At 64.9% G+C, this 25,491-nt stretch carries 24 protein-coding genes and 1 pseudogene; 23 read left to right on the plus strand and 2 right to left on the minus strand.

Annotated elements, in window-relative coordinates; translation table 11 throughout:
- Complete coding sequence (locus CAPP_RS05570; protein WP_076598497.1) at positions 1–2,031, minus strand: DUF2339 domain-containing protein; 2,031 nt, start codon at positions 2,029–2,031, stop codon at positions 1–3.
- Positions 2,032–2,739: 708 nt separating this feature from the next.
- Here CAPP_RS05570 and infC point away from each other — a divergent pair.
- From infC to CAPP_RS05590, 4 genes are all read left to right on the plus strand, one after another.
- Positions 2,740–3,318, plus strand: coding sequence for a translation initiation factor IF-3 (gene infC, locus CAPP_RS05575; protein ID WP_084560494.1), 579 nt, complete (start codon positions 2,740–2,742; stop codon positions 3,316–3,318).
- A 51-nt stretch (positions 3,319–3,369) separates the two neighbouring features.
- Positions 3,370–3,564, plus strand: coding sequence for a 50S ribosomal protein L35 (gene rpmI, locus CAPP_RS05580; RefSeq protein WP_005290299.1), 195 nt, complete (start codon positions 3,370–3,372; stop codon positions 3,562–3,564).
- Between the two features lie 59 nt (positions 3,565–3,623).
- Positions 3,624–4,007, plus strand: coding sequence for a 50S ribosomal protein L20 (rplT, locus tag CAPP_RS05585; RefSeq protein WP_076598499.1), 384 nt, complete (start codon positions 3,624–3,626; stop codon positions 4,005–4,007).
- Positions 4,008–4,203: 196 nt separating this feature from the next.
- On the plus strand, positions 4,204–5,013 hold the full coding sequence (locus tag CAPP_RS05590; RefSeq protein ID WP_076598500.1) for a TrmH family RNA methyltransferase: 810 nt from the start codon (positions 4,204–4,206) through the stop codon (positions 5,011–5,013).
- On the opposite strand, the gene CAPP_RS05595 is transcribed toward CAPP_RS05590, so the two are convergent.
- The gene (locus CAPP_RS05595; RefSeq protein WP_143313826.1) at positions 4,911–6,092 is read right to left on the minus strand and encodes a dioxygenase family protein; all 1,182 of its coding nucleotides are present in this window, start codon (positions 6,090–6,092) and stop codon (positions 4,911–4,913) included. The genes CAPP_RS05590 and CAPP_RS05595 overlap by 103 nt on opposite strands.
- A gap of 231 nt (positions 6,093–6,323) precedes the next feature.
- On the opposite strand from CAPP_RS05595, the gene pheS reads away from it, so the two are divergent.
- The 19 genes and pseudogenes from pheS to recN all read left to right on the plus strand — a co-directional run bounded on the left by pheS (position 6,324) and on the right by recN (position 25,459).
- Positions 6,324–7,412 (plus strand): phenylalanine--tRNA ligase subunit alpha, encoded by a 1,089-nt coding sequence (gene pheS / locus CAPP_RS05600; protein ID WP_076598501.1) that lies wholly within the window; start codon positions 6,324–6,326, stop codon positions 7,410–7,412.
- Positions 7,413–7,439: 27 nt separating this feature from the next.
- Positions 7,440–9,974 (plus strand): phenylalanine--tRNA ligase subunit beta, encoded by a 2,535-nt coding sequence (gene pheT / locus CAPP_RS05605; RefSeq protein WP_076598502.1) that lies wholly within the window; start codon positions 7,440–7,442, stop codon positions 9,972–9,974.
- A 55-nt stretch (positions 9,975–10,029) separates the two neighbouring features.
- Positions 10,030–11,073 carry an N-acetyl-gamma-glutamyl-phosphate reductase gene (argC, locus tag CAPP_RS05610; protein ID WP_076598503.1) on the plus strand — a complete coding sequence of 348 codons (1,044 nt, stop codon included), beginning with the start codon at positions 10,030–10,032 and terminating at the stop codon, positions 11,071–11,073.
- A 54-nt stretch (positions 11,074–11,127) separates the two neighbouring features.
- The gene (gene argJ / locus CAPP_RS05615; RefSeq protein WP_076598504.1) at positions 11,128–12,288 is read left to right on the plus strand and encodes a bifunctional glutamate N-acetyltransferase/amino-acid acetyltransferase ArgJ; all 1,161 of its coding nucleotides are present in this window, start codon (positions 11,128–11,130) and stop codon (positions 12,286–12,288) included.
- Between the two features lie 16 nt (positions 12,289–12,304).
- Entirely contained in the window at positions 12,305–13,237 is a 933-nt protein-coding gene (argB, locus tag CAPP_RS05620; protein WP_076598505.1) for an acetylglutamate kinase, read from the plus strand.
- On the plus strand, positions 13,237–14,424 hold the full coding sequence (locus CAPP_RS05625) for an acetylornithine transaminase (protein WP_076598506.1): 1,188 nt from the start codon (positions 13,237–13,239) through the stop codon (positions 14,422–14,424). The genes argB and CAPP_RS05625 overlap by 1 nt, the downstream gene beginning before the upstream one ends.
- Positions 14,421–14,924, plus strand: coding sequence for an arginine repressor (locus CAPP_RS05630; RefSeq protein WP_076598507.1), 504 nt, complete (start codon positions 14,421–14,423; stop codon positions 14,922–14,924). Before CAPP_RS05625 ends, CAPP_RS05630 begins: the two co-directional genes overlap by 4 nt.
- Positions 14,925–15,005: 81 nt before the next feature.
- Positions 15,006–16,208 (plus strand): argininosuccinate synthase, encoded by a 1,203-nt coding sequence (locus CAPP_RS05635; RefSeq protein WP_076598508.1) that lies wholly within the window; start codon positions 15,006–15,008, stop codon positions 16,206–16,208.
- Positions 16,208–17,644, plus strand: coding sequence for an argininosuccinate lyase (gene argH / locus CAPP_RS05640; protein WP_076598509.1), 1,437 nt, complete (start codon positions 16,208–16,210; stop codon positions 17,642–17,644). Before CAPP_RS05635 ends, argH begins: the two co-directional genes overlap by 1 nt.
- Before the next feature lie 17 nt (positions 17,645–17,661).
- Positions 17,662–17,805 (plus strand): annotated as a pseudogene (locus tag CAPP_RS05645) (VWA domain-containing protein); the annotation flags it as partial.
- On the plus strand, positions 17,792–18,067 hold the full coding sequence (locus tag CAPP_RS05650) for a hypothetical protein (protein ID WP_076598511.1): 276 nt from the start codon (positions 17,792–17,794) through the stop codon (positions 18,065–18,067). The pseudogene CAPP_RS05645 and the gene CAPP_RS05650, both read left to right, overlap by 14 nt.
- Positions 18,068–18,087: 20 nt before the next feature.
- Complete coding sequence (locus CAPP_RS05655) at positions 18,088–18,282, plus strand: Trm112 family protein (protein WP_076598512.1); 195 nt, start codon at positions 18,088–18,090, stop codon at positions 18,280–18,282.
- Positions 18,283–18,373: 91 nt separating this feature from the next.
- Positions 18,374–19,648 (plus strand): tyrosine--tRNA ligase, encoded by a 1,275-nt coding sequence (tyrS, locus tag CAPP_RS05660; RefSeq protein WP_076598513.1) that lies wholly within the window; start codon positions 18,374–18,376, stop codon positions 19,646–19,648.
- A gap of 36 nt (positions 19,649–19,684) precedes the next feature.
- Positions 19,685–20,587 (plus strand): hypothetical protein, encoded by a 903-nt coding sequence (locus tag CAPP_RS05665; RefSeq protein ID WP_076598514.1) that lies wholly within the window; start codon positions 19,685–19,687, stop codon positions 20,585–20,587.
- Positions 20,588–20,613: 26 nt separating this feature from the next.
- Positions 20,614–21,618, plus strand: a complete 1,005-nt coding sequence (locus CAPP_RS05670; RefSeq protein WP_076598515.1) for an HAD-IIA family hydrolase — start codon at positions 20,614–20,616, stop codon at positions 21,616–21,618.
- Between the two features lie 5 nt (positions 21,619–21,623).
- On the plus strand, positions 21,624–21,845 hold the full coding sequence (locus tag CAPP_RS05675) for a hypothetical protein (RefSeq protein WP_076598516.1): 222 nt from the start codon (positions 21,624–21,626) through the stop codon (positions 21,843–21,845).
- A 3-nt stretch (positions 21,846–21,848) separates the two neighbouring features.
- On the plus strand, positions 21,849–22,676 hold the full coding sequence (locus CAPP_RS05680) for a TlyA family RNA methyltransferase (protein ID WP_076598517.1): 828 nt from the start codon (positions 21,849–21,851) through the stop codon (positions 22,674–22,676).
- Positions 22,676–23,686: an NAD kinase gene (locus tag CAPP_RS05685; protein WP_076598518.1), complete on the plus strand. Its 1,011-nt coding sequence runs from the start codon at positions 22,676–22,678 to the stop codon at positions 23,684–23,686. The genes CAPP_RS05680 and CAPP_RS05685 overlap by 1 nt, the downstream gene beginning before the upstream one ends.
- A gap of 45 nt (positions 23,687–23,731) precedes the next feature.
- Positions 23,732–25,459 carry a DNA repair protein RecN gene (recN, locus tag CAPP_RS05690; RefSeq protein ID WP_076598627.1) on the plus strand — a complete coding sequence of 576 codons (1,728 nt, stop codon included), beginning with the start codon at positions 23,732–23,734 and terminating at the stop codon, positions 25,457–25,459.
- The last annotated feature ends 32 nt before the right edge of the window (positions 25,460–25,491 follow it).

A 25,491-nucleotide genomic window follows, 5' to 3' on the forward strand; every position in this document is an offset into this window, starting at 1 on the left:
TTAGCGTGGGTCCGCTTCCGGCCCGGCGATGTCACGTCCACTAGCCTCACGGGCGGCGGGAGTGCCGTTGCCTGCTGCCTGGCCGTGCTCGGTGGCTGTCTTAGTCTTTTCGTTGGCCATATCACCGTGCTCGGGAAAGGGGCCTTGGGGCGACTTCTGTTCCGGAGCGGGCTCTGGTCCGCGGCTCACAGCCACACTGATGCGCGGCTCCGGGTTCTCGGTTCCCGGATTTCTACGCTCCGGGGGTTGCGGCGCATCTGCAAAAGCGGGCTGGGACGAAACGTTCGGAAAGGGGTCAACGCCTTCCTGCGTTGCAGAGTCGTCGTACGGATTCGGCACCGCGTTCCCATTTGCTGGGAGAGAGCCTGAAGCAACGTCCTTTCTCCCAGCGCTGTCGCCGTTGCGCTGCTCCCCGAGCACAGCCACTGCGATGAGCAACAGGCCACAGACAACGAAGGTGATCACGCGCGGGATGCCGCTGAGCGAGGCCATGTCGAACAGCACGAGTTTTGCAGTCGCGCAGATCGCGATGACTAGGCCCGCGACGCGGGCAGCCTTTGGATCGGCGCCCGGCCTTGGGCGTTTGACGATGAGCCAGGCCGCGAGTGCCATCCAGGAGATGGAGACGATCATGTGCCCCACGAAGAAGCCGACCTGGAAGCCTTGCGGCCCAGCGCACGCGCTGTCCAGGCCGATTTCGGGAGTGGACGACCCCTTGCTGTAACAGTTCGGCGAAACGAGCTCGCCGATGGCTGTCGAGGCGGTGACAATGCCCACGACGGAGAACAACAGTCCGGCGGCGGCAAAAAGATTTCTCACGGCCGGTTTCAGGGAACGCCACAGCCTGAACTGGCTGGCTGCGAATCCGAGGAACGCGATGAGAGCTAGGCCCACAGCGAGGTCGTAGGCAGATGCATAGCGCGCCAAACTGCTGAAGATCGTGCTTGGGATCCAATTGTGAATGGCGAAGAACAGCGCCACCGACCATGCGGTGAGCAATGGAACCTTGTGCGCCGCTCGGAAACGCATGAGTACCAGAACGGCTGCGAAAACAACGAGAAAAACGACGACAGAGATGGTCTCAGGAAGCGTCCTCCGCTCGGCCGTTGCACCCGCGTCGATGATCACGGGAACGAAGGTGAACGGAAGGATCCCCAGCCATGCAGAAAGACAAACATCGCCGTGAGCGGCCTGCTCCGGGTCGCGTGCTCGGAATCGCAGCACGCCGATGAGAGTGGTGGCAGCGAGCGTGACCACCACCGGCACCCACGGCGAGACCCACCAGATCACAGTGTAAGACGTCAGAATCACGGCTGCGGGCGCATAGATGGACGTGAAATTGCGAGTGTTCAACGATAGCTGCCGGATGGGGAAATAGCGGTCGCCGATGATCAAGAGAAAGACGCCGACGTAAGCAACGAGAGGCACAGAGCCCAAGTCGTTTTGGAACCACGTCACGAATGAAAGCAGAATGAGCTGGCGAATCAGCATGGCCGCGGTGAGCAGTCGAGTGGCCACCGCCAGTCGGGGAGTCGTTGTCGACGGGATGATCCAGGTGCAGACGAGCGCCAATGGCGGGTAGAACATCGGCAGCAGGGCATTGGCGACGCTGTGGTCGAAAATCGGGCCTGCGAAGAAGAGGAAGGCAATGCACATGCACAGCACCAGCCACATGTTCTTTCGCCAGATGGCCATCCCGAGGAACGCTATCCACACAGCTAACGCCGCGACGTTCAATCCGGTCGGCGATAGCCAGTGCTGGGAGTGCGTCATATAGGCGAGGTCAGCGAGGACGACCAAAAACGATGTCGCATACAGAGCTGTTACACCCGGCTGCGCGCCATGGCGGATATCGATCCTCACACCGATGCCGAGAAGAATGAGCGCGAAAAGAAGGGCTCCGACAGCTCGGCCGACAGGCCCGAGCAACCCCGACTGAATAGCGAGAGCGACACCGAAGCTCGCGCCGATGAACGTGATGATCGACCCAAGGACTGCCGCCGCCCGAATGACCTTTTGCTCAGTCGTCAACGGCTGCTTCACTGGCCGGGGCAGCTGCTGAGCAATGAAGGCGGGAGGCTGGCCGGGTGGCGCGACTGGCTGAGTGCCCTGGCTGAACGGCGGTGGTAGCGGACCCGCGGTCGAACCCGGTCCGCGGGGCGCAGCTGGTTGCCTGGGTGGTGCGGGTGGTCCAGGATGCGGCGGGCGCGGCGGTCGATCAGCCGGGGCAGGAGCATCTCCTGGCCCGCCGCTACGAGGGGCCCCGAGGTGATCAACCGGCGCAGGAGGACCGGGGGAACGGAGGTGGTCGAGGTTGAGGGAGAGGTCGTCGATAAGCTGTTGCGCGTGGTCCGAGGTGGACCGCAACTCGGCTAGTGTCTTCTTGATGTGCGCGATGCGCTGGTCGTCGCTGTTCATGGTTCTCCTCGCTGAAATGGGCTTATCCGTTAGACGGTGCGAGGCGGACAAAAGGTTCCCGGCGAACCGAAAGTTTATGAAGATTTTGTCCGGCGGCCCACAAGTGCTACTGTCTTACCCACTACCGCCTGACGCGCCGCAAAGCGCGCGGGTTGCAAGTGGAGTTTCTCCCACCTGATGCCGCCGAGAAAGGAAGGCTAAGGGTAAAAACAACGGTACGAAGCGCACTCGTAATGCGCGGACTGCCGTGTTGAGGATGAGCTCCCACGTGCCACTGCGAAACGACGCAGAGGAACGTGGGTTTTTGTCGTGGAGGGAGCGCTGCACGAGCGATTCGGTAGCGAACAGCACACGTCTTTCTCACCACTAGGAGTTCTCATCAGCGCTGAAGCTCGGATCAACGAACGCATCCGCGTTCCGGAAGTTCGTCTTGTCGGCCCGTCCGGCGAGCAGGTTGGAATTGTCCGTACCGATGATGCACGCAAGCTCGCGTACGAAGCCGACCTCGATCTGGTCGAGGTCGCGCCGAAGGCGAAGCCGCCGGTGTGCAAGATCATGGACTACGGCAAGTACAAGTACGAGCAGGCCCAGAAGGCCCGCGAGTCCCGTAAGAACCAGCAGCAGACGGTGGTCAAGGAACAGAAGTTCCGCCCGAAGATCGATGAGCACGACTACCAGACGAAGAAGAGCAACGTTGAGCGCTTCTTGGAGAAGGGCAACAAGGTCAAGGTGACCATCATGTTCCGCGGCCGCGAGCAGTCGCGCCCGGAGCTCGGCTACCGCCTGCTGGAACGCCTCGCTGAGGACATCCAGGAGGTCGGCCAGGTCGAGTCCCGTCCGAAGCAGGATGGCCGCAACATGACCATGGTTCTTGGGCCCGTTCGCAAGGGTAAGAAGTAGAGTTCCGCCGGCCGGGCCGGCGAAACGAGTAAAGCTAAAGGATTTACCACTATGAAGCAGAAGACCCACAAGGGCACCGCAAAGCGCATCAAGGTCACCGGTTCCGGCAAGCTGCGCCGCGAGCAGGCCGGTAAGCGCCACCTGAACGAGAAGCTGTCAGCGAAGCGTCGCCGTAAGCTGTCCGGCACCACCGACGTCGCCAAGGGCGATGTCAAGCGCACCAAGCGCCTCCTCGGCAAGGCTTAATAGAGCGCCTGCCTTCAGAAATAAACACCTACATCTCTCACAAGTAAGGAAGTATCACTGTGGCACGTGTTAAGCGCTCAGTTAACGCCAAGAAGAAGCGCCGCGACATTCTGAAGTCCGCCAAGGGCTACCGCGGCCAGCGTTCCCGCCTGTACCGCAAGGCGAAGGAGCAGTGGCTGCACTCCCAGACTTACGCGTACCGCGACCGTCGCGCCCGTAAGTCTGAGTTCCGCAAGCTGTGGATCCAGCGCATCAACGCTGCGGCCCGCATGAACGACATCACCTACAACCGTCTCATCCACGGCCTGAAGCTGGCCGAGGTCGAGGTGGACCGCAAGATCCTTGCTGACCTGGCTGTGAACGACTTCGCCGCGTTCTCCGCTATTTGCGAGGTCGCGAAGAACGCTTTGCCGGAGGACGTCAACGCGCCGAAGGCCGCCTAAGAGCTTTTCGCTTATCGACGCCCCGCTGCTCCCGATTCCGCCCCGGGACAGCGGGGCGTTGTGCTGCAATTTGTCGTGTCTGCCGCGGAGCGCCGCCGTGGGCGGGCTCATGGGTAGGCGTAGCTCGGCGGCGGGGAGGGCCGGTCACACAAGGCGTAATAGCGCTGGCGGGATAGTGCTTATACGCTGGGTCAGCATGAGTCTGGATTTCTCGCAGCCTTTCACTGAACGCACGCCGCGCTTGGTCAACGCGGGGAAACTGAAGCGGGCGGCGGGGCGTCGTAAAGCGAAAGCTTTTTTGGCGGAGGGGGAGAACTCCGTTGAGGCTGCTGTGGCGACAGGCGCGGCGACGGACCTGTTCGTGACGGAGGCGGCGGCGGACCGGTTCGCGGATGTGGTGACGGCGGCGGGCTACATGGACGTGTTCACGCACGCGATCACGGACAAGGCCGCGCAGACCCTGACCGACACTGTGCACACGACGGGACTTTTCGCGGTGTGCAAGCCGGTGACGTGGACGCTCGGCTCGATCCTGAAGGGTCGGCCGAAGCTCGTCGCGGTGTGCGTGGAGACGAACGACCCGGGCAACGCCGGCACGATCATCCGGCTCGTGGACGCGCTCGGCGCTGACGCTGTCGTCTTCGCCGGCGACACGGTCGACCCGGAGTCCCCGAAGGTCGTGCGCTCGTCCGCCGGCTCGCTGTTCCACGTGCCGGTCGCCCGCGAGCGCGACATCAAGGGGGCACTCGGGCAGCTGAGGGCAGCAGGCTTATCGACGTTCGCCACCACCATGCACGGCGACGTCAACCTCGCCGATTCCGGTGATGTGCTCGACCAGCCGACCGCGTGGCTGTTCGGCAACGAAGCCCACGGCTTGCCCGAGGACGTCCTCGAGTCCGCCGATTACACAGTCTCCATCCCGATCCAGGGATCGGCCGAGTCGCTGAACCTCTCCACCGCCGCGTCGATTTGCTTGTGGGAGTCGGCGAAGACGCTCGGCGACTGACCCCCAAGTCGATCCGGCGTCAGTGGGTCACCCCTGGGAAGACGGCGGGGGACCAGAGGGTCGTTGCCCGTCTGGAGGCTCGGACATTCCTTCTGGAGGCTGCCCTCCCGGGCCTCCCGGTCCGCCACCGCTGTGAGGGGCAGAATTGCCGCCGGAGTTCGGTGTCGTGGTGTCGTGGTGTCGATGGCGATATCGAGTTCCATGTCGTACCCGCTTTCAATGCTGCCACTGAAACTCGGCAGTTGGCCCTCCCATCCGTCGCTGAAAACATTGTCGGTGTCCAAGGAGGCGCCGGAGTACGGTGTCCGCGACTTCGTGTAGTTGTCTGTTTGATAGACGGCATCGCACGCCTCCGCCGGGACGACGATTTGGGAGGTGAGAAGGGCATTGGAGGCATCCGAAATCTCATCCGCGGATCGGAATATCTCGAAGTGGATATGCGGATAACGTCCCTCGTAACACCCCGGCACAATTGAGGTGAACTCAACCGAGCCGTCGTCACCCGTGACCTGCACTCCGCGCAAGTAGGTCTCGTCCTCGAGCCCCGATGAGTACATCGAATACCTGCCCTCGCCGTCGCAGTGCCAGATGTAGACCGCCGCACCGGCCATCGGTGCATTGCTGTTGACCATGTCGATGATGTTCATCTTCAGCGTCATCGGCACACCGCTCGCGGCGGTGCCGCCGCCGATCGAGCCGCGGATGTCGCGCCGCTGGACACCGACTTCCTCAAGCACGTCGGGTCCGTTCGACCCGTCGCCGGGGTATGGACCCGCAGTTTCCGTTTTGGTTTCGGTGAGGTCGGTGGCGGAAACACCGTCGGTGGTCGACGGGGCGCCGTTCGTTGTGGTGGAAGACGAGCCGTTCCCCTTCTCCGGGTTGTTCGGTGCGCAGGTGGCCAGTGCGGCGGAACCCGCTCCGATGCCTATCAGGCCGAACAACTTACGGCGGGAGAGACGGCTTTCAATTGTCTTCACGTCGAAAGCCAGACCCTGGTCTTCGACGTCTTCGTCCTGTCTGTCGAGGACTCGACCCTCGAATGTCTTCAGACGTGGCTGCGGAAACAGCTCGTTGGACATGTTCAGTTGTCCTTTCCGGGTAGGCCCACTCCGCGGAGATGTCTCTGGATTCTCGGTGCGTAGCCAATCAGGACACTATTTTCTGATTCTTGGGCATCCGTCTCGTTGAGCGGTCGGCAATGCACAGATTCGTCGTGGATTAGCTTGGGCCGATGAGCCAATTGCAATAGGGCAGCCTCGACACCTCAGCGCAGAAGAGCGCGGGTAAGCTAGTCACCGTTTTGAAATCGAATGTCTCGAAAGGCGCGGGTGAACGGCAGCGTGGCTGATCAGAGCACTCCCACACAGGAAATCGAACTGACCGAAGAGAACCTGAACGCGGCGGCTGACGCGGCGATCGCGGCCTTTGAGGCGGCGCTGGATCTGGCATCGCTGGAGGAGGTCAAGCGCGAACACCTCGGCGAGCAGTCTACGATCATGCAGGCACGTAAGTCGCTCGGTTCGATCCCGAAGGACCAGCGCAAGGACGCTGGTCGCTTTGTGAATATGGCGCGTGGTCGTGCAGAAAAGCGCTACAGCCAGTTGCACGCCGAGCGCGAAGCGGAGCACCGCGATCAGCAGCTGCGCGAAGAGAAAGTCGACGTCACCCTGCCGACGTCGCGTGCGCAGGCAGGTGCGATGCACCCGATCACGGCGCTGAGCGAGCAGATCGCCGACATCTTCATCGGCATGGGCTGGGAAGTCGCCGAAGGCCCGGAGGTCGAAGCGGAGTACTTCAATTTCGACGCGCTCAACTTCATCCCGGACCACCCGGCACGCACCCTGCAAGACACGTTCTACGTCGGGGAGGAAGGCTCCCGCCAGGTCATGCGCACGCACACCTCACCGGTGCAGGTGCGCACGATGCTGGAGCGCGACCTGCCGATCTACATTGCCTGCCCGGGGCGCGTGTTCCGCACCGACGAGCTCGACGCCACGCACACCCCGGTCTTCCACCAGGTGGAGGGCCTAGCGGTGGACAAGGGCCTGACAATGGCGCACCTGCGCGGCACGCTCGACCACCTGGCCAAGGTGCTGTTCGGTCCGGAGACCAAGACGCGCATCCGCACCAACTACTTCCCGTTCACCGAGCCGTCTGCCGAGGTGGACGTGTGGTTCCCGAACAAGAAGGGCGGCGCCGGCTGGATCGAGTGGGGCGGCTGCGGCATGGTCAACCCAAATGTGCTCCGCGCGGTCGGAATCGACCCGGAGGAGTACTCCGGCTTCGCGTTCGGCATGGGCATCGAGCGCACGCTGCAATTCCGCAACGGTCTGACGGACATGCGCGACATGGTCGAAGGCGACGTGCGCTTCACACTGCCGTTCGGTGTTCAGGCGTAACAGGGAAAGGTCTAAGGAGAGTAGAAAATGCTGATTTCTCAGAAATGGTTGACGTCCCTGCTGAACAACGCCGGTAATCCCGGCTGGTCCGTGAGCCCGGAAGAGCTCGACGCAGGCTTCGTCCGCGTCGGTTTCGAGACGGAAGGCTACGAGCCACTGCCGGAGACGACCGGTCCGCTCGTAATCGGCCGTGTGGAGGAGATCGAGGAGCTCACCGACTTCAAGAAGCCGATCCGCTACTGCCAGGTCAACGTCGGCGACGCTAACAGCACCGGCGAGCTGCAGGGCATCATTTGCGGTGCGCGCAACTTCAAGTTGAACGACCTCGTGGTGGTCTCCCTGCCGGGCGCAGTCCTGCCGGGCGGCTTCGAGATTTCCGCGCGCAAGACCTACGACCACATCTCCAACGGCATGATGGCCTCCGAGGCGGAGCTGGGCTTCACCTCCAAGAGCGACGGCATCATCGTTCTTCCGGAGGGCGCCGGTGAGCCTGGGCAGGATGCCCGTGAGGTTCTCGGCGGCTTCGACGACACGGTCTTTGAGGTCAACATCACCCCGGACCGTGGCTACGCACTCTCCGCGCGCGGCTTGGGCAGGGAAGTGGCTTCCGCCTTCGGGTTGGAGTACACGGATGTGGCAGTGGAGCCGTCGATAAGCGGCATTGATTTGTCCGCCGTTACGGAGCCTGCGGGCGACGTGCTGCCGATCACCGTCGAGGAGTCGACCAAGGCCCTGCGTTTCGGTCTGCGCAAGGTTGAGGGCATCGACCCGTCCGCCCAGGCGCCGTTCTGGATGAAGCGCGCGCTGATGCTCGCCGGTATCCGCTCCGTCAACGCCGCGACAGACGTGACCAACTACATCATGCTGTTGCTCGGCCAGCCGATGCACGCCTTCGACGCGGACAAGATCGCCGGTGGTCTGCGGATCCACAATGCCGCTGGCGGCGAGGAATTCGAGACCCTCGACCACGTGAAGCGCACGCTCACGCCGGGCGACGTGGTCATCTCCGACGACAACGGCATCCAGTCGCTCGCCGCGATCATGGGCGGCACGACCTCCGAGATCGCCGACGACACCACTGATGTCTACTTCGAGGCCGCGACGTGGGATCCGCTGACCGTCGCGCGTTCCGCACGCCACCATAAGCTGAGCTCGGAAGCTTCTCGACGCTTCGAGCGCGGCGTCGACCCCGCCATCGTCGAGGTCGCGCTCGACTTGGCCTGCGGCCTGCTGGTGTCCATCGCCGGCGGCACCGTGGTGGATAAGCGCACGATCGTGGGTGACGCGCCGCAGCGCGATGCGATCCGTCTGCGCGCGTCCCGCCCGTCTGAGCTGATCGGCGTGGATTACTCGGTTGAGACCGTGGTCAAGCGCCTCGAGGAGGTCGGCTGCTCCGTCGAGCAGGATGAGGAGAACGGCGAGACCGTTCTTTCGGTGATTCCGCCGACGTGGCGCACCGACCTGAATGAGCCGGTGGAGCTCATCGAGGAGATCGTCCGCCTCGAGGGTCTCGACGAGATTCTGCTCGAGCTGCCGACTCCGCGCGGCGGCCGCGGCCTCTCGCCGCTGCAGCGCCGCCGCCGTGCCGTGACGCACGCGCTGGCGTACTCCGGCTACGCGGAGGTCATCCCGACGCCGTTCATGTCCAACACTGTGCTGGACGCCTGGGGCCTGGATGCGGACGACGACCGCCGCCGTGTTGTGAAGGTGCAGAACCCGCTCGATGCCGACTACGGCGTTCTCGCGACGACCCTGCTGCCGGCGATGCTCGAAGCTGTCGGCCGCAACGTTGCCCGCGGCCGCAACGACCTGTCGCTGTTCTCCGTCGCGCAGGTCGCGTTCAAGCAGGCTGATTCCTCGCCGATGCCGGATGTTGCCCAGCGCCCGGACGACGCCGAGATCGAGGAGCTCGTTTCGTCGCTGCCAAAGCAGCACCTGCACGCGGCCACTGTCGCGACCGGCAACACGGAGCTCGAAGGCCCGTGGGGCGGCGGCCGCACTTACACGTGGTCCGATGCAGTCGAGTCTGCACAGATCGTGGCTCGTTCAGCTGGTGTGGACTTGGAGATTGCTTCCGCCGAGGAATTGCCGTGGCACCCGGGCCGTTGCGCTGAATTGTCCGTCGAGGTCGAGGGCGAAAAGGTCGTTGTCGGCCACGCCGGCGAGCTGCACCCGCAGGTGCTCGAGGCACTCGGTCTTCCGACGCGCACCTGCGCGATGGAGATCGACCTGACCTCTCTACCGCTGACCGAGAAGCTTCCCGCACCGGTGCTGTCGTCCTTCCCGGCACTGCACCAGGATGTCGCGCTCGTGGTCGACGAGGAGATCCCGGCGGAGTCCGTGCGCCGTACGCTTGAGGCTTCGGCAGGCGATCTCATCGAAGATGTCACGCTCTTCGACGTGTACCGCTCCGAATCTCTCGGCGCGGGCAAGAAGTCGCTCGCGTTCGGGCTCGTGTTCCGCGCACCTGACCGCACCCTGACCGAGGACGAGGCATCTGAGGGGCGTCTCGCCGCGGCAGAGGCGGCGAAGAAGGAATTCGGCGCGGAGATGCGCGCATAAAATTATTTGCAATGAATTAATTGCAAACCGCGCGGGTGCTGTGTAGCCTGACGCTATGACCATCACAGTCGCAGTCGCAGGCGCCACCGGCTACGCGGGCGGAGAGATCCTCCGCCTGCTCGTCGGGCACCCGCGCTTTCTTGACGGAACGCTCGAGATCGGCGCATTGACCGGCAATTCTAATGCGGGCCAATCTGCGGCTGACGTGCTACCGCACATCCCGCAGCTGGCGGACCGCGTGATCGACGAGACCACGGTCGAGGTGCTGGGAAAGCATGATGTCGTGTTCCTCGGCCTCCCGCACGGTTTCTCCGCGGAGATCGGTGCCGCGCTGCCGGAGTCGACGCTCGTGCTCGACTGCGCGGCCGATTTCCGTCTCCGAAATGCAGAGGATTGGACTGCATATTACGGATCCGATCACGCCGGGCACTGGCCGTATGGCATTCCCGAGATGCCGGGGCACCGCGAGGAAATCAGGTCGGCACGACGCATTGCCATTCCGGGGTGCTTTCCCACGGGCGCGACTTTGGCCGCGCTGCCAGCAGCTGACCGGAGTTTGGTGGACCCGTCGTTCAGTGTCGTTTCGGTGACGGGTGTCTCTGGCGCAGGCAAGAAGGCGAATGTGGACCTGCTTGGCGCGGAGACGATGGGCTCGGTCAAGGCGTACAACACTGCGGGCAAGCACCGCCACACCCCGGAGATGGTGCAGAACCTCTCCGAGGTGACTGACGAGAATGTCTCGGTCAGTTTCACACCGGTGCTGGCGCCGATGCCGCGCGGGATTCTCTCCACGGTCACGGCCCCGTTGCGGGACGACGTGACGGAAGAGCAGGCGCGCGCGGCCTACGAGGACTTCTACGCGGGCGAGCCGTTCGTGCGCTTGTTGCCTGAGGGGCGTCAGCCGCAGACCCAGCACATCGTCGGCACGAATATGTGCCTGATGCAGGTGGAGGTCGATGAGGGCGCCGGTGTTCTGTTGTCTACCTCGGTGATCGACAACCTGACCAAGGGAACCGGCGGGGCAGCGGTGCAGTGCATGAACCTCGCCCTCGGCTTCGACGAGACCGACGGCCTGCCACTGGCAGCGGTCGCGCCGTAAAAGTGAATCTTCAGTGAAACCCTCACGCATTCGCGGACAGTTAAGGAACTAGACATGGCTACAACAGGTGTGACAGCCCCCGCCGGATTCTCCGCGGCAGGCGTCACGGCAGGAATCAAGCAGTCCGGAAAGCCGGACATGGCGCTCGTGGTCAACAACGGCCCGCGCTTCGACGCGGCTGCCGTGACCACCCGCAATAAGGTCGTTGCCGCACCGGTCAAAGTCACCCGCGACGCGCTGAACAACGGCACGCTGACCGCCGTGGTGTACAACTCCGGCAACGCCAATGCGTGCAACGGCCGCCAAGGCGACCTCGACGCGGCGGAGATGCAGGAGGCCACCGCACGCGAACTCGGCGTGAAGCCGTCCGAGGTCGCAGTCTGCTCCACCGGGTTGATCGGCGATCTGCTGCCGATGGACACGATCCGCGCCGGCATTTCGAAGCTGGGGGAGAACCTCGGCGACAACGGCAACCTGGCCGCTGAAGCGATCCTGACCACCGATCTTGTAGCCAAGGAAGCGATTGTTTCCCGCGACGGTTGGTCTGTCGCAGGCATGGCCAAGGGGGTGGGCATGATGGCGCCGTCGTTGGCGACGATGCTGGTGTGCATCACCACCGACGCTGTGGTCAGCTCCGCCGTGCTGGATTCGGCGCTGCGCGATGCATCGGGCGAGACGTTCAACACCCTCGACATCGACGGCGCCACCTCCACCAACGACACCGTCGTCGCTATGGCATCGGGCGCGTCGAGTGTTCAGCCGACCTCCCAGGAATTCGCCGAAGCGGTCACGGAGCTCTGCGAGGAGCTGTCCCGCCTACTCCAGGCCGACGCAGAGGGCGTGACCAAGCGCGTCGTCATCACCGTGGAAGGCACCGCGGACAACGCGCAGGCGCTCAACGCGGCGCGCACCATCGGCCGCGACAACCTGGTCAAGTGCGCCATGTTCGGCTCGGACCCGAACTGGGGCCGCGTGCTCGCCGCTGTGGGCATGGCGGATGCGGAGATGGATCCGGAGAAGATCACTGTCTCCTTCAACGGAACCCCTGTGTGCATCGACAGCACCGGTGCGCCCGGGGCACGCGATGTGGATCTGAGCGGGGCGGATGTCGAGGTTCTCGTGGATCTGGGCACCGGCGGCCCGGGCCGCGCCAGTGTGCGCACCACGGACTTGTCGTACTCGTATGTGGAAATCAACTCGGAATACTCGACGTAGGAGCGGAAATTCACCCATGAAGCTGAGCAATCAGGACCGCGCGCACGTCCTCGCTGAGGCGCTGCCGTGGCTGCAGCACTACCGCGATAAGATCGTCGTGGTGAAATACGGCGGTAACGCCATGATCGACGACGACCTGAAATCCGCGTTCGCCGCGGACATGGTCTTCTTGAGGACTGTCGGCGCGAAACCCGTTGTCGTGCACGGTGGCGGCCCGCAGATCACCGCGATGCTGGGGCAGTTGGGCCTCGACGGCGGGGAATTCATCGGCGGGTTCCGCGTGACCACCCCGGAGATCCTCGACGTCGTCCGCATGGTGCTCTTCGGCCAGGTCGGCCGCGATCTTTTGGGCCGCATCAACTCCCACGGTCCTTACGCGGTGGGCACCTCCGGCGAGGACGCAGGACTATTCACCGCGCAGAAGCGCTACGTCGACGTCGACGGGGAGAAGAAGGACATCGGCCTGGTCGGCGAGATCGTCGACGTGGATCCGTCGGCTGTCATGGACATCATCGAGGCGGGCCGCATTCCGGTCGTGTCCAGCATCGCCCCGGGCGACGACGGGCATGTCTACAACGTCAACGCCGATTCTGCTGCGGGCGCTCTGGCGGCTGCCCTTCGCGCGGAGCGCCTCGTGGTGCTCACCAACGTCGAAGGGTTGTACACCGACTGGCCGAATAAGGACTCGCTGCTGTCCAAGATCACGCTGAGCCAGCTGGAGGCCATGGTGCCGGACCTTGATTCTGGCATGATCCCGAAGATGGAGGCGTGCATGACAGCGGTGGGCGGCGGCGTGAACGCGGCGCACGTCATTGACGGCCGGATCCCGCACTCGGTGCTTCTGGAGCTGCTGACCATGGGCGGCGTCGGCACAATGGTGCTGCCGGACAACTACGAGAAGGACGACTATCCCGAAGGAACCGTGTTCAGGAAGGATGATCCGCAGTGATGAGCAATCAGGACGCGCTGAACCAGTGGTCGGATGTGTTCATGAACACCTACGGCACGCCGCAGCTCCACCTCGTCAAAGGAGGGGGAGCGACGGTCACCGACGCCGACGGCAAACAGTACGTGGACATGCTCGCCGGCATCGCGGTGAACTCACTGGGGCACGCACACCCGGCACTCGTGAGCGCTGTGGCGACACAGGCCGGCACGCTGGGCCACATCTCCAATTTCTTCGGCTCCGACTCGGCGCTGCACGCGGCGACGACCCTGCGGGAGCGCTTAGGCGACAAGGACGCCAAGGTCTTCTTCTGCAACTCCGGGGGCGAGGCCAATGAGGCCGCGTTCAAGCTGACCCACTTGACGGGTCGAACGACCGTGCTGGCTGCCGAGAACGGCTTCCACGGACGCACGATGGGTGCGCTGTCGCTCACAGGCCAGCCGGGCAAGCGCGAGCCTTTCGCGCCGCTGGTGCCGGGAGTGGAGTACTACCGTTATGGTGACATCGACCATGTTCGCGAACTCGTGGAGAAGCACGCGGGCGATGTTGCGGCGATCTTCCTGGAGCCGATTCAAGGTGAAGTCGGGGTCGTCCCGGCACCGGACGGGTTCCTGCAGGACATTCGCGCGTTGTGCGATGAGCACGGAATCCTCATGGTGGTCGACGAAGTGCAGACCGGTGTCGGCCGCACCGGCGACTTCTTCGCGTTCACTCAGTCGGGTGTGCAGCCGGACATCGTCACCATGGCGAAGGGGTTGGCCGGCGGCATGCCGATCGGAGCCGTGATAGCCAACGCGAAAACCGCCGCATTGTTCACCCCGGGTGCGCACGGCACTACCTTCGGCGGAAACCCGATCGCCTGCGCCGCCGCCAATGCTGTGCTCGGCATTGTCGACGACGCGTTCTGCGCGGCGGTGAAAGAGAAGGGCGAGGGGCTGGCGCGCGCCGTCGATAAGCTGCCCGGCGTCGACCATGTGCGCGGCCGCGGGCTCATGCTCGGCGTTGTTCTCTCCGCACCGGTGGCGAAGGATGCGGTGCGTGTCGGGCTGAAGCACGGGGTGATCCTGAATGCGCCGACGGACACCGTGATCCGACTGACTCCACCGCTGACGATCAGCGACGAGGAGCTTCAGCGCGCTGTGGACGCGATCGAGGCGACGCTCGCCGAGTGCACCGAGGAGGCGCGATGACGACCCCGAATTCACGCACTGTGCGTCAGGCGAAGATCCTGGCCATCCTTGACCACACCCGCGTGTCGTCGCAGGTGCAATTGTCCGAGCTGCTGCTCGACGAGGGCATCGACATCACCCAGGCGACCTTGTCGCGCGACCTCGACGAACTCGGCGCGCGCAAGGTGCGCCCGTCAGGCGGCGGGCGCTCGTACTACGCCGTGGGCGAGGAGGCCCAGTCCTTTCAAGCCTCCCCGAAGGGCCCGCGCGACAAACTGCGCCGCATGCTGGCGGAGCTCGTCGTGTCCATCGATCACACGGGCAATATCGCTGTCCTGCGCACCCCTGCGGGCGCGGCGCAATACCTGGCAAGCTACATTGACCGGGTGGCGCTCGAAAAGGTGGTGGGCACCATCGCGGGCGACGACACAGTCTTCGTCCTCGCGCGCGAACCGCTCACAGGCGCAGACCTGGCCGCCGAGTTCATGGGCGACGTGCAAAGCGAGCCCAGCGACGACTAGCCGGACAACCCTGCTAGATAACTGAGCTGAAATCCTAGACCTGAATATCTCGCACTGCTGATTTAAGGAGCATTGACTGTCATGACAAACCGCGTTGTTCTCGCGTATTCCGGCGGACTGGACACCTCCGTGGCCATCCCGTACCTGGCTGAAATGACCGGTGGCGAAGTCGTCGCCGTGTCCCTCGACCTGGGCCAGGGCGGCGAGGACTTGGAGTCTGTGCGCCAGCGCGCGCTGGACTGCGGCGCTGTCGAGTCCATCGTCGTCGACGCGCGCGACGAGTTCGCCGAGGAGTACTGCCTGCCCACCATCAAGGCGAACGGCATGTACATGAAGCAGTACCCGCTCGTCTCCGCGATCTCCCGCCCGCTGATCGTGAAGCACCTCGTCGAGGCGGCCAAGGAGCACGGAGGCACCCACGTCGCGCACGGCTGCACCGGCAAGGGCAACGACCAGGTCCGCTTCGAGGTCGGCTTCGTCAACCAGGACCCGGACCTGGAGATCATCGCTCCTGCCCGCGACTACGCCTGGACCCGCGACAAGGCCATCGAGTACGCCGAGGGCAAGGACCTGCCGATCGAGCAGTCCGCCGCATCCCCGTTCTCCATCGACCAGAACGTGTGGGGCCGCGCGGTTGAGACTGGCTTCCTCGAGGACCTGTGGAACCCGCCGACAAAGGACCTCTACGCCTACACCGAGGACCCGGCGCTGGGCAACGCCCCGGACGAGGTCATCATCTCCTTCGAGGGCGGCAAGCCGGTCGCCATCGACGGCCGCAAGGTCACCGTCCTCGAGGCAATCGAGGAGATGAACCGCCGCGCCGGCGCCCAGGGCATCGGCCGCCTCGACATGGTCGAGGACCGCCTGGTGGGCATCAAGTCGCGCGAGGTCTACGAGGCACCGGGTGCCGTTACACTCATCACCGCGCACGAGGCGCTCGAGGACGTCACGGTCGAGCGCGAGCTCGCACGCTACAAGCGGCTGATCGACGCCCGCTGGTCCGAGGAGGTCTACGACGGCCTCTGGTTCGCCCCGCTGAAGCGCTCCCTGGACGCCTTCATCGACTCCACCCAGGAGCACGTCACCGGCGATATCCGCATGGTGCTGCACGCCGGCTCCATCACCGTCAACGGCCGCCGCTCCAACCACTCGCTGTACGACTTCAACCTGGCCACCTACGACACCGGCGACACCTTCGACCAGACCCAGGCCAAGGGCTTCGTCAAGCTCCACGGCCTGTCCTCGCAGATCGCCAACAAGCGCGACCGTGAGGCCGGTAAGTAATGGAGCAGCACGGCACTAACGAAGGCGCCCTGTGGGGCGGACGGTTCTCCGGCGGCCCGTCGGAAGCCATGTTCGCCCTGTCGGTGTCCACGCACTTCGACTGGATCCTGGCACCGTACGACGTGCTGGCCTCCAAGGCCCACGCGAAGGTGCTCAACCGGGCGGGTCTTCTGACCGACTCCGATCTCGAGGTGATGCTCGCCGGGCTGGACCAGCTCGGACGCGACGTCGCCGACGGCTCCTTCGGTCCGCTGCCGGCCGATGAGGACGTCCACGGCGCGATGGAGCGTGGCCTTATCGACCGCGTCGGTCCGGAGCTCGGCGGCCGCTTGCGTGCCGGCCGTTCCCGTAACGACCAGGTCGCGGCGATGTTCCGCATGTGGGTGCGAGATGCGTTCCGCGATGTCGCCCAGGACGTGTGCGACCTCGTGGACGTGCTCAGCACGCAGGCCGCAGCACACCCGGATGCCATCATGCCGGGCAAGACCCACTTCCAGGCGGCGCAGCCGATCCTGCTCGCGCACTCGTTGCTCGCGCACGCCCAGCCGCTGCTGCGCGACCTGGAGCGCATCCGCGACCTGGACAAGCGCGTCGCTGTCTCGCCGTACGGCTCGGGCGCTCTGGCGGGATCCTCGCTGCAGCTCGACCCGGAGGCGATCGCGGAAGAACTCGGCTTCGACTCCGCCGCCGACAACTCGCTCGACGGCACGTCCTCGCGCGATTTCGTGTCCGAGGGCGCGTACGTGCTGGCGCAGATCGCCGTTGACATCTCGCGTTTGGCCGAGGAGATCATCGCGTGGTCCACGCCGGAATTCGGCTATGTCACGCTGGACGATGCCTGGTCCACCGGCTCGTCGATCATGCCGCAAAAGAAGAACCCGGATGTTCCGGAGCTCGCCCGCGGCAAGTCGGGCCGCCTCATCGGCAACCTGACAGGGCTTCTGACCACGTTCAAGGCTCTGCCGCTGGCGTACAACCGCGACCTGCAGGAGGACAAGGAGCCGATCGTCGACTCGGTCAACCAGCTTCGCATCCTCCTTCCGGCGATGACCGGCCTTGTGTCCACGCTGACCTTCCACGAGGACCGCATGCGCGAACTCGCGCCTGCCGGCTTCACGCTAGCCACCGATCTGGCCGAGTGGATGGTCCGCCAGGGCGTTCCGTTCCGCGAAGCCCACGAGGCATCCGGCGCATGCGTCCGCGTCGCGGAGGCCCGCGGGGTAGACTTGGTGGATCTGACGGATGAGGAGCTCGCTGGCGTCGATAAGCGCCTCACCCCTGATGTGCGCGAGGTGCTCACGATCGACGGTGCCGTGGCCTCCCGTGCGACGCGCGGCGGCACCGCTGCTGTCCGCGTCGCCGAGCAGCGCGCGCGTGTCGACGAAGCGAATGCCGCGGCGCGCGCATGGGCGGAGAAACCTGTACGCGCCGCTTAACGCCGCCGGGCACGGGATCCATCCCAGTCTTCGTCATTCTTTACGGCGAGGCCAATGAGGGCGACATGAAGGAGCTTGCCGACGTCACCGGCGGCGCCGTCTTCGACGCGATCAACGATGATTTGAGCGACGCATTCAAGGAGATTCGTGGCTACCAGTAACTCCTACAACCCCGCTTCCGCCGGCGGAAACAACGCCGGGAACGGCAGCTTTTTCACATCCCGTAAGAACCTCGTCGGCATGACGCTGGCGACGCTGGTGAGACCCTGCGTCCGCTCTACCGGGTCCGCCCGCCGCGCGATGACGTCGGCTTCGGAGAAAGTGAAACAAGGCATTCTCGGCCAGAACTTTCGGGCGATGGATTCGCAGGCGCGCACTCTGCGCGAAGCCTTCGGCTACCTGTCGGGTCTGGAGGACACCTAAGCAGGGTACGATGAACGACCATGACGGCCGACACACCGACGCTTGACCCGCAGCTTCTCGATATTCTTGCGTGCCCGCAGGACAAAGGGCCTTTGGAGTACCTGCATGACGAGCAATTGCTGGTCAATCGCCGGCTCGGTGTCGCGTATCGCATCGACGACGGCATCCCGGTTTTGCTTATCGATGAAGCGCAGCCGTACACCGGCGGCGCCTAATCCCGTCCCGGGGCTGCATTAACCCGGGACTGCACAACTGACTGAGCGAATTTTCCACCTTTACGTGAACGAGGCTTGAAGGAACTGCTTTATGGCTGACAGCGCAACGATCATCGACGAGCTTGAGTGGCGCGGACTGATCAACCAGTCCACCGACTTGGATGCCCTGAAAGAGGCGACGGCTACGCCGATCACGCTATATGCCGGTTTCGACCCCACCGGCCCGTCGCTGCACGCCGGCCACCTCGTTCCGCTGCTGATGCTGCGCCGCTTCCAGGAGGCAGGCCACCGTCCGATTGTGCTCGCCGGTGGCGCTACCGGCATGATCGGCGACCCGCGCGACGTTGGGGAGCGCACCATGAACTCCGCCGACACGGTGAGCGATTGGGCTGGCCGCATTTCCGGACAGCTGAGGCGCTTCGTCGACTTCGAGGGCGATAACGCCGCCACCCTGGTCAACAACGCTGACTGGACTAACGATATGACCGTCGTCGATTTCCTGCGCGATGTGGGCAAGCACTTCTCTCTGGCGACGATGCTCTCCCGCGACACCGTGAAGCGCCGCTTGGACAACGACGGAATTTCCTACACGGAGTTCTCATACATGCTGCTGCAGGCCAACGACTACGTGCAGCTGCGCCGCAGGATGGGCTGCACGCTGCAGGTCGGCGGTTCGGACCAGTGGGGCAACCTGGTCGCCGGTGTGGACCTGAACCGCCGCATGGACGGTGAGACCGTCCACGCGCTCACCGTGCCGCTGGTGACGGACTCTGAAGGCAAGAAGTTCGGCAAGTCCACCGGCGGCGGCTCGCTGTGGCTCGATCCGGAGATGACCAGCCCGTACCGCTGGTACCAGTACTTCGTCAACACCGCCGACGCCGACGTGATCCGCTACCTGCGCTGGTTCACTTTCCTGACCAAGGAGGAGCTGGACGAGCTGGCTGTCGAGGTGGAGGAGCGCCCGTTCAAGCGCGAAGCCCAGAAGCGCCTCGCCCGCGAAATGACTGACCTCGTCCACGGCCCCGAGGCCACCAAGGCAGTCGAGCTCGCCTCCCAGGCGCTGTTCGGCCGCGCGGAGCTAGCCGAGCTCGACGAGCCGACTCTCGCCGCCGCTGTCTCCGAGACCGAGGTCTTCACCGTCGAACCGGGCGCCCCGCGCACGATCGTCGACCTCATGGTCGGCACGGGCCTCGTCGATTCGAAGGGTGCGGCACGTCGCGCCATCAAGGAAGGCGGCGCTTACGCCAACAACGCCCGCATCGAGTCGGAGGACTGGGAGCCGGGCGAAGACGACCTGCTGCACGGCCAGTGGATCGTGCTGCGCCGCGGCAAGAAGAATTTCGCCGGCGTGAAGATCGCCAACTAAGCAACCGGCCAGTCAGACAGGGAGGACGTGGAACGCATGAGCTACGACAACCGCGACCGCAACGACCGCCGCAATAACCGCGGCAACCGCAATAACGACCGCCGGGGATACGGTCGTGACCGTGACAACGAGCGCAACTACCGCGGACGCGACGGTGAACGCGGCGACCGCCGATACGGCGACCGGCGCGATGATCGTCGCGGCGGCAACAAGGTGCGCCACGACCGCTCCAACCCGTACCGCCAGGGCTTCCGTGAGGACCGCATGGCGCAGAAGGAGAATGAGCCGGCGATCCCGGACGATATCGACGTCGCGGACCTCGATCCGTCGGTGCTGCAGGACCTGCGCGTGCTAGCCAAGGACAATGCGGACCGCGTGGCCAAGCACATGATCATGGCGGCGACGTGGATGGCGGACGATCCGCAGCTGGCGCTGACGCATGCGCGAGCGGCGAAGAACCGCGCGGGCCGAGTCGGTGTCGTGCGCGAGGCGGCCGGCATCGCGGCGTACCACGCAGGGGAGTGGAAAGAAGCGCTCTCAGAGCTGCGCGCTGCGCGCCGCATGAGCGGTGGACCGGGTCTGCTCGCCGTCATGGCGGACGCCGAGCGTGGCCTCGGCCGCCCGGAGAAGGCACTCGAGATCGGCCGCAGCCCGGAGGTGCGCGACCTCGACGACGACTCGAAGATCGAGCTCGCCATCGTCATGGCCGGCGCGCGCCACGACATGGGCCAGCACGAATCGGCCCTGGCGACGCTCCAGCAGCTCAACCCGACGATGAAGGGCGACAGCTTCGAGCACATCCGTCTGGCCTACGCCTACGCTGACGCGCTCGCGCAGGTGGGCCGCACCGACGAGGCTCGCACGTGGTTCGAGCACGTGGCCAAGGTCGACACCGACAAGCTGACCGACGCCGCTGACCGTCTCAAAGAACTCAAGTAGCGCCGGATAAAGGGGAGAGATTCGCAGTGAAGATCACGCAGCTTTACGACGCACTGTTGCTCGACCTCGACGGCACCGTCTGGACGGGCGACACCGCCATTCCGAATGCGGTGAAAGCCGTCACCCAGGCGAAAAAAGCAGGTGTGGCCGCCGCTTACATCACGAATAATGCCTCGCGCCCTCCCGCTGAAGTAGCCGCAAAACTGACTGGCATGGGATTGGCGAGCGAACCGGCAGATGTGTTGACGTCGGCTCAGGCCGCGGTGCAGCTGGCTACCAAGCACGCAAGCGAGGGCGATCCGATCCTCGTCGTCGGTGCCCCATCCTTTGCCGACCTTGTGCGCGAGGCAGGCTTCGTTCCGGTCACGTCCGCCGACGAGCACCCCGCAGTCGTGCTCCACGGCCATTCGCCGGACAACGGCTGGCGTCAGCTCTCCGAAGCAGCGCTCGCGGTCGCGCAGGGCGCGACGTACATCGCCAGCAATCTGGACACGACCCTGCCGATGGACCGCGGCTTGATGGTCGGCAACGGTTCCATGGTCGCGGCGGTGACCAGCGCGACCGGCGTGGTCCCACAGGCGGCCGGCAAACCGGAACCCGCCATGTTCGACCTCGCGAAAGAGAACCTCGGCTCCGCACGTCCGCTCGCAGTCGGCGACCGCCTGGACACGGACATCGCCGGCGGTGTCGCGGCGCAGATGGATGCCCTCCACGTACTCACGGGTGTCTCCGGCCCACTGGCGCTCATCGCGGCGCCGTCGACGCAGCGCCCGACGCTGATCGCGGAGGATTTGAGCGTGCTCATCGACGACGTGGACGTGGATGACCTCCGCCCTGCACCGCAGGGAGGATTCACCGCTCGTCGCGACGGCGACGAGATCGTGCTCGACGGAGGAGATACAGGGGCGACACCGCTGCAGGCACTGCGCACAGCGCTCTTCGTCGCGTGGGCAGATGAAAAGGATAACGCGTCAGTCGTCGTCACGCCTGCGTCCGATGCGGCGCGTGCCGCGACCCAGGCATGGTGGTGAGCGACATGGCACCGTCCGCCCCGAAACCCCATGACCCGCGCACACCGTCGATCAGCGTCGACGATCTGCGCGGGCAGTACGACGCGGCGCTGTTGTCCGACCCGCACTTGACGGAGCAGGGGCCAGACGGTGAAGAAGCGGCCGTCACTGACGAACTGGCTCTCGAGCTCGCGCGCTACGAGGCGGCGTACGGGGTCCTGGCATCCGCACTGCAGGACGGGGCGTAGCGCATGCCGCCAGGAAGAAGAAGGCTCGACGCCGAGCTCGTCCGCCGCAAGATCGCCCGTTCCCGCGAGCAGGCCGTCGACTGGATCAAAGCAGGGCGTGTGGAAGTCGGCGGATTCGTGGCCAAAAAGCCGGCGACCATCGTGGAGCCGGACGCGTCCATCAAGGTCGCAAAAGCCGACGACGATGACTGGGCGTCGCGCGGTGCGCACAAGCTGCTCGGCGCGCTGGAAGCTCTCGAGCCGCAGGGTCTGACGGTCGAGGGCAAGCGTGCGCTGGACGCCGGAGCGTCGACAGGCGGCTTCACGGACGTGCTGCTGCGCCGCGGCGCCAGCGAAGTCGTCGCTGTAGATGTCGGCTACGGGCAGCTGGTATGGCGGCTTCAAAATGATGACCGCGTGAAAGTGCTCGACCGGACAAATATCCGTCACCTGACGCCTGAGCTCATGGACGGGCCCGCCGACCTGATGGTGGGCGACCTGTCGTTCATCTCGCTCGAACTGGTCCTCCCCGCGATCGCGGAGTGCATGTCCGACGGCGCGGACCTGTTGCCGATGGTCAAACCCCAATTCGAAGTGGGCAAAGACCGCCTCGGCACTGGCGGCGTGGTGCGGTCGCCGGAACTGCGCGAGGAAGTGACTCTCGATGTCGCGCGGAAGGCACTCGAGCTCGGACTCAGCTGCAGAGCGGCAACGGCATCTCCGCTTCCCGGGCCGAGCGGGAACGTAGAATACTTCCTATGGCTCGTCCGCGACGGTGGCGCAAGCGCACCGGGCGACGATGAACTAGCCCGGATGATTTACCGGGCGGTAGAGGAAGGACCGATGAACTGATGGCCGCAGATGGTGCCCAGGATCATGTCGGCGGCGAGGTAACCTCCGCCGACAATAGCGACCGCATCGTCCTCCTCGTTCCGCACACCCGTCGCGAAGGAAATATCGCCTCGGCGAACCGCGCCACCGAGCTCCTGCTGGAAGCGGGACTGACGGTGCGTCTGCTCGGCGACCGCGACGTTCCCTTCACCGACAACTACCCGGCGCTCGCCAGCCTAGACACCGTTGACCCCGGGCCGGAGGCGGCGAAGGACTGCGAACTCGTGCTCGTCCTCGGCGGCGACGGCACTTTCCTGGGGGCGGCCGGCATGGCGCGCGAACAGGACGTGCCGGTGCTGGGCATCAACCTGGGCCACATCGGCTTCCTCGCCGAATGGGAGGAAGACAGCCTGGAAACGGCGATCCGCCGGGTCATCGACCGCAACTACAAAGTGGTGGACCGCATGACCATCGACATCACGGTGCACGATTCCAACAACGACCTGGTGGGGGAGAGCTGGGCGCTCAACGAGGCGAGCTTGGAGAATATCGACCGCAGCGGCGTCCTCGATGCGATTCTCGAAGTGGACTTCCGCCCGGTGAGTTCCTTCGGTTGCGACGGTGTGCTCATTTCCACCCCGACGGGGTCGACTGCTTATGCCTTCTCAGCGGGCGGCCCGATTCTGTGGCCGGAGCTCGACGCCATCCTGGTGGTGCCGAATAACGCGCATGCGCTGTTCACCACTCCGCTCGTGGTCGCGCCCGAGTCGACAGTGGCGGTCGAGTCGTTGATCACCACCACGTACGGCAAGGTCGTCGCCGACGGCATCCGCCAGCTGGACATGCCGCCAGGCTCGCGCTTGGAGGTCGTGCACGGCCACCGCCCGGTCCGCCTCGTCCGCCTCGACGACAGCCCGTTCACCGACCGTCTCGTGCGCAAGCTGCACCTGCCGGTCAACGGTTGGCGCGGCCCGGTGGTCAAAGACGACAACTCGTATTCTGATTCCGTCACCCGCCGCGAAGCGCACTAGCGCATGCCGCGGCATTCGTCCCCGAAGAAACGCGACAAGGTCTGCATGCTCGTAGAAATCTCCATCGACAACCTCGGCGTCATCCCGCATTCGCACGTCGAATTCGCCCCGGGCCTCAACGTGCTCACGGGTGAAACGGGCGCGGGTAAGACGATGGTGGTCACTGGTCTGCGCCTTCTCACCGGCGGCCGCGCCGACGCCTCGAAGGTCCGGACGGGCGCTGAGAAGGCAGGCGTCGAGGGAGCTTTCAACGCGGATGCGCTCGACGAAGGAACCAAGCAACGCATCGTCGCGCTTATCGACGACACCGGTGCTTCCCCCGACGAGAACGGCGAATACCTTGCCGCCCGCACGGTGAAAGCCTCCGGCCGCTCCCGGGCGCACCTCGGCGGGCGCACCGTGCCTGCGGCGACGCTGGCCGACTTCACTGGCGAACTGCTCACTATTCACGGCCAAAACGACCAGCTGCGCCTGCTGTCTCCGGCGGAGCAGCTCAATGCACTCGACTCATACGACCCTGAAATCGCCCCGTTGAAGGAGAGCTACCGCGAAGCGTTCACCGCCTGGCGGGCGGCCTCCAAAGATCTCGAGGAGCGCGTGAATAAGCGCCGCGAGCTCGCCCAGGAAGTCGACCGCCTGACCTTCGCTGTGGGGGAGATCGACGAGGTCGCCCCGGAGGTCGGGGAGGATGCCGAGCTGGTCACAGCCGTCAACCGTCTGCAGGACGTGGATGCGTTGCGCGAGGCCGCTCAGGAAGCGATCGTGGCCATCGACGGCCCGGATGCTGTCGGGGAATTCGGCGGCGACGATGACACAGCCTCTGATCTCGTCGGCCGCGCTGCGTCGGCTCTGAGCGGTTCGAGCGACGAGCAGCTGCGCGCATTGGGTGAGCAGCTCGGGGAGGTCGCCTCGGTGCTGTCCTCGGTGTCGGGTGAGCTCGGCATGTACCTTTCCGAGCTGCCCAGCGATCCGGAGGAGCTCGAGCGTCTCTTGCAGCGCCAGCAGGAATTGAAGGGGCTCACCCGCAAATACGCCCCGGATATAGAAGGCGTGCTTGCCTGGCGCGATAAAGCGCAGGCCCGCCTCCAGTCGATCGACACTTCTGCTGAGGCGCTGGACAAGCTGAAAAAGCAGGTCGCCGAACACAAGAAGGCCATGGTCGCGCGGGCGAAGAAGTTGACTAAGGCCCGCACGGCCGCGGCAGCCACACTTGCCGATGCAGTGACAGAGGAGCTGCGCGGTCTGGCGATGCCGAAGGCCCGGATCACGGTGAATGTGGAGCCCCAGGACTACGACCGTACTGGCGCCGACGCCGTGGAACTGCGCCTCGCCCCAAACGACGCGCTGGAACCGCAGCCGCTGGCGTCAAGCGCATCGGGCGGCGAGCTCTCCCGCGTGATGCTGGCTCTCGAAGTGATTCTCTCCGCTCAGCGCGGCGGAGCCACCTTGGTCTTCGACGAGGTAGATGCCGGTGTCGGTGGACGCGCGGCCGTGGAAATCGGCCGCCGGCTGGCGCGCCTGGCGCTCAACAACCAGGTCATCGTGGTGACGCACCTGCCGCAGGTCGCCGCCTATGCCGACAACCACCTGCACGTGTCCAAGAATGTCGGCGACGAGGCAGTCACCTCAGGCGTGAGGGAACTGCACGGCGACGAGCGCGTCGACGAGCTCGCCCGCATGCTCGCCGGCATGGACGATTCCGCATCCGGCAAAGCCCACGCCGCCGAGTTGCTCGACAAGGCCCGCGCCGACGTGGAGAGCTACCGCGCGTAAATAACTGGACCGGCACAGCGTTTCCCTCGGCG

It is taken from the genome of Corynebacterium appendicis CIP 107643 (assembly GCF_030408415.1).
Lineage (GTDB): Bacteria > Actinomycetota > Actinomycetes > Mycobacteriales > Mycobacteriaceae > Corynebacterium > Corynebacterium appendicis.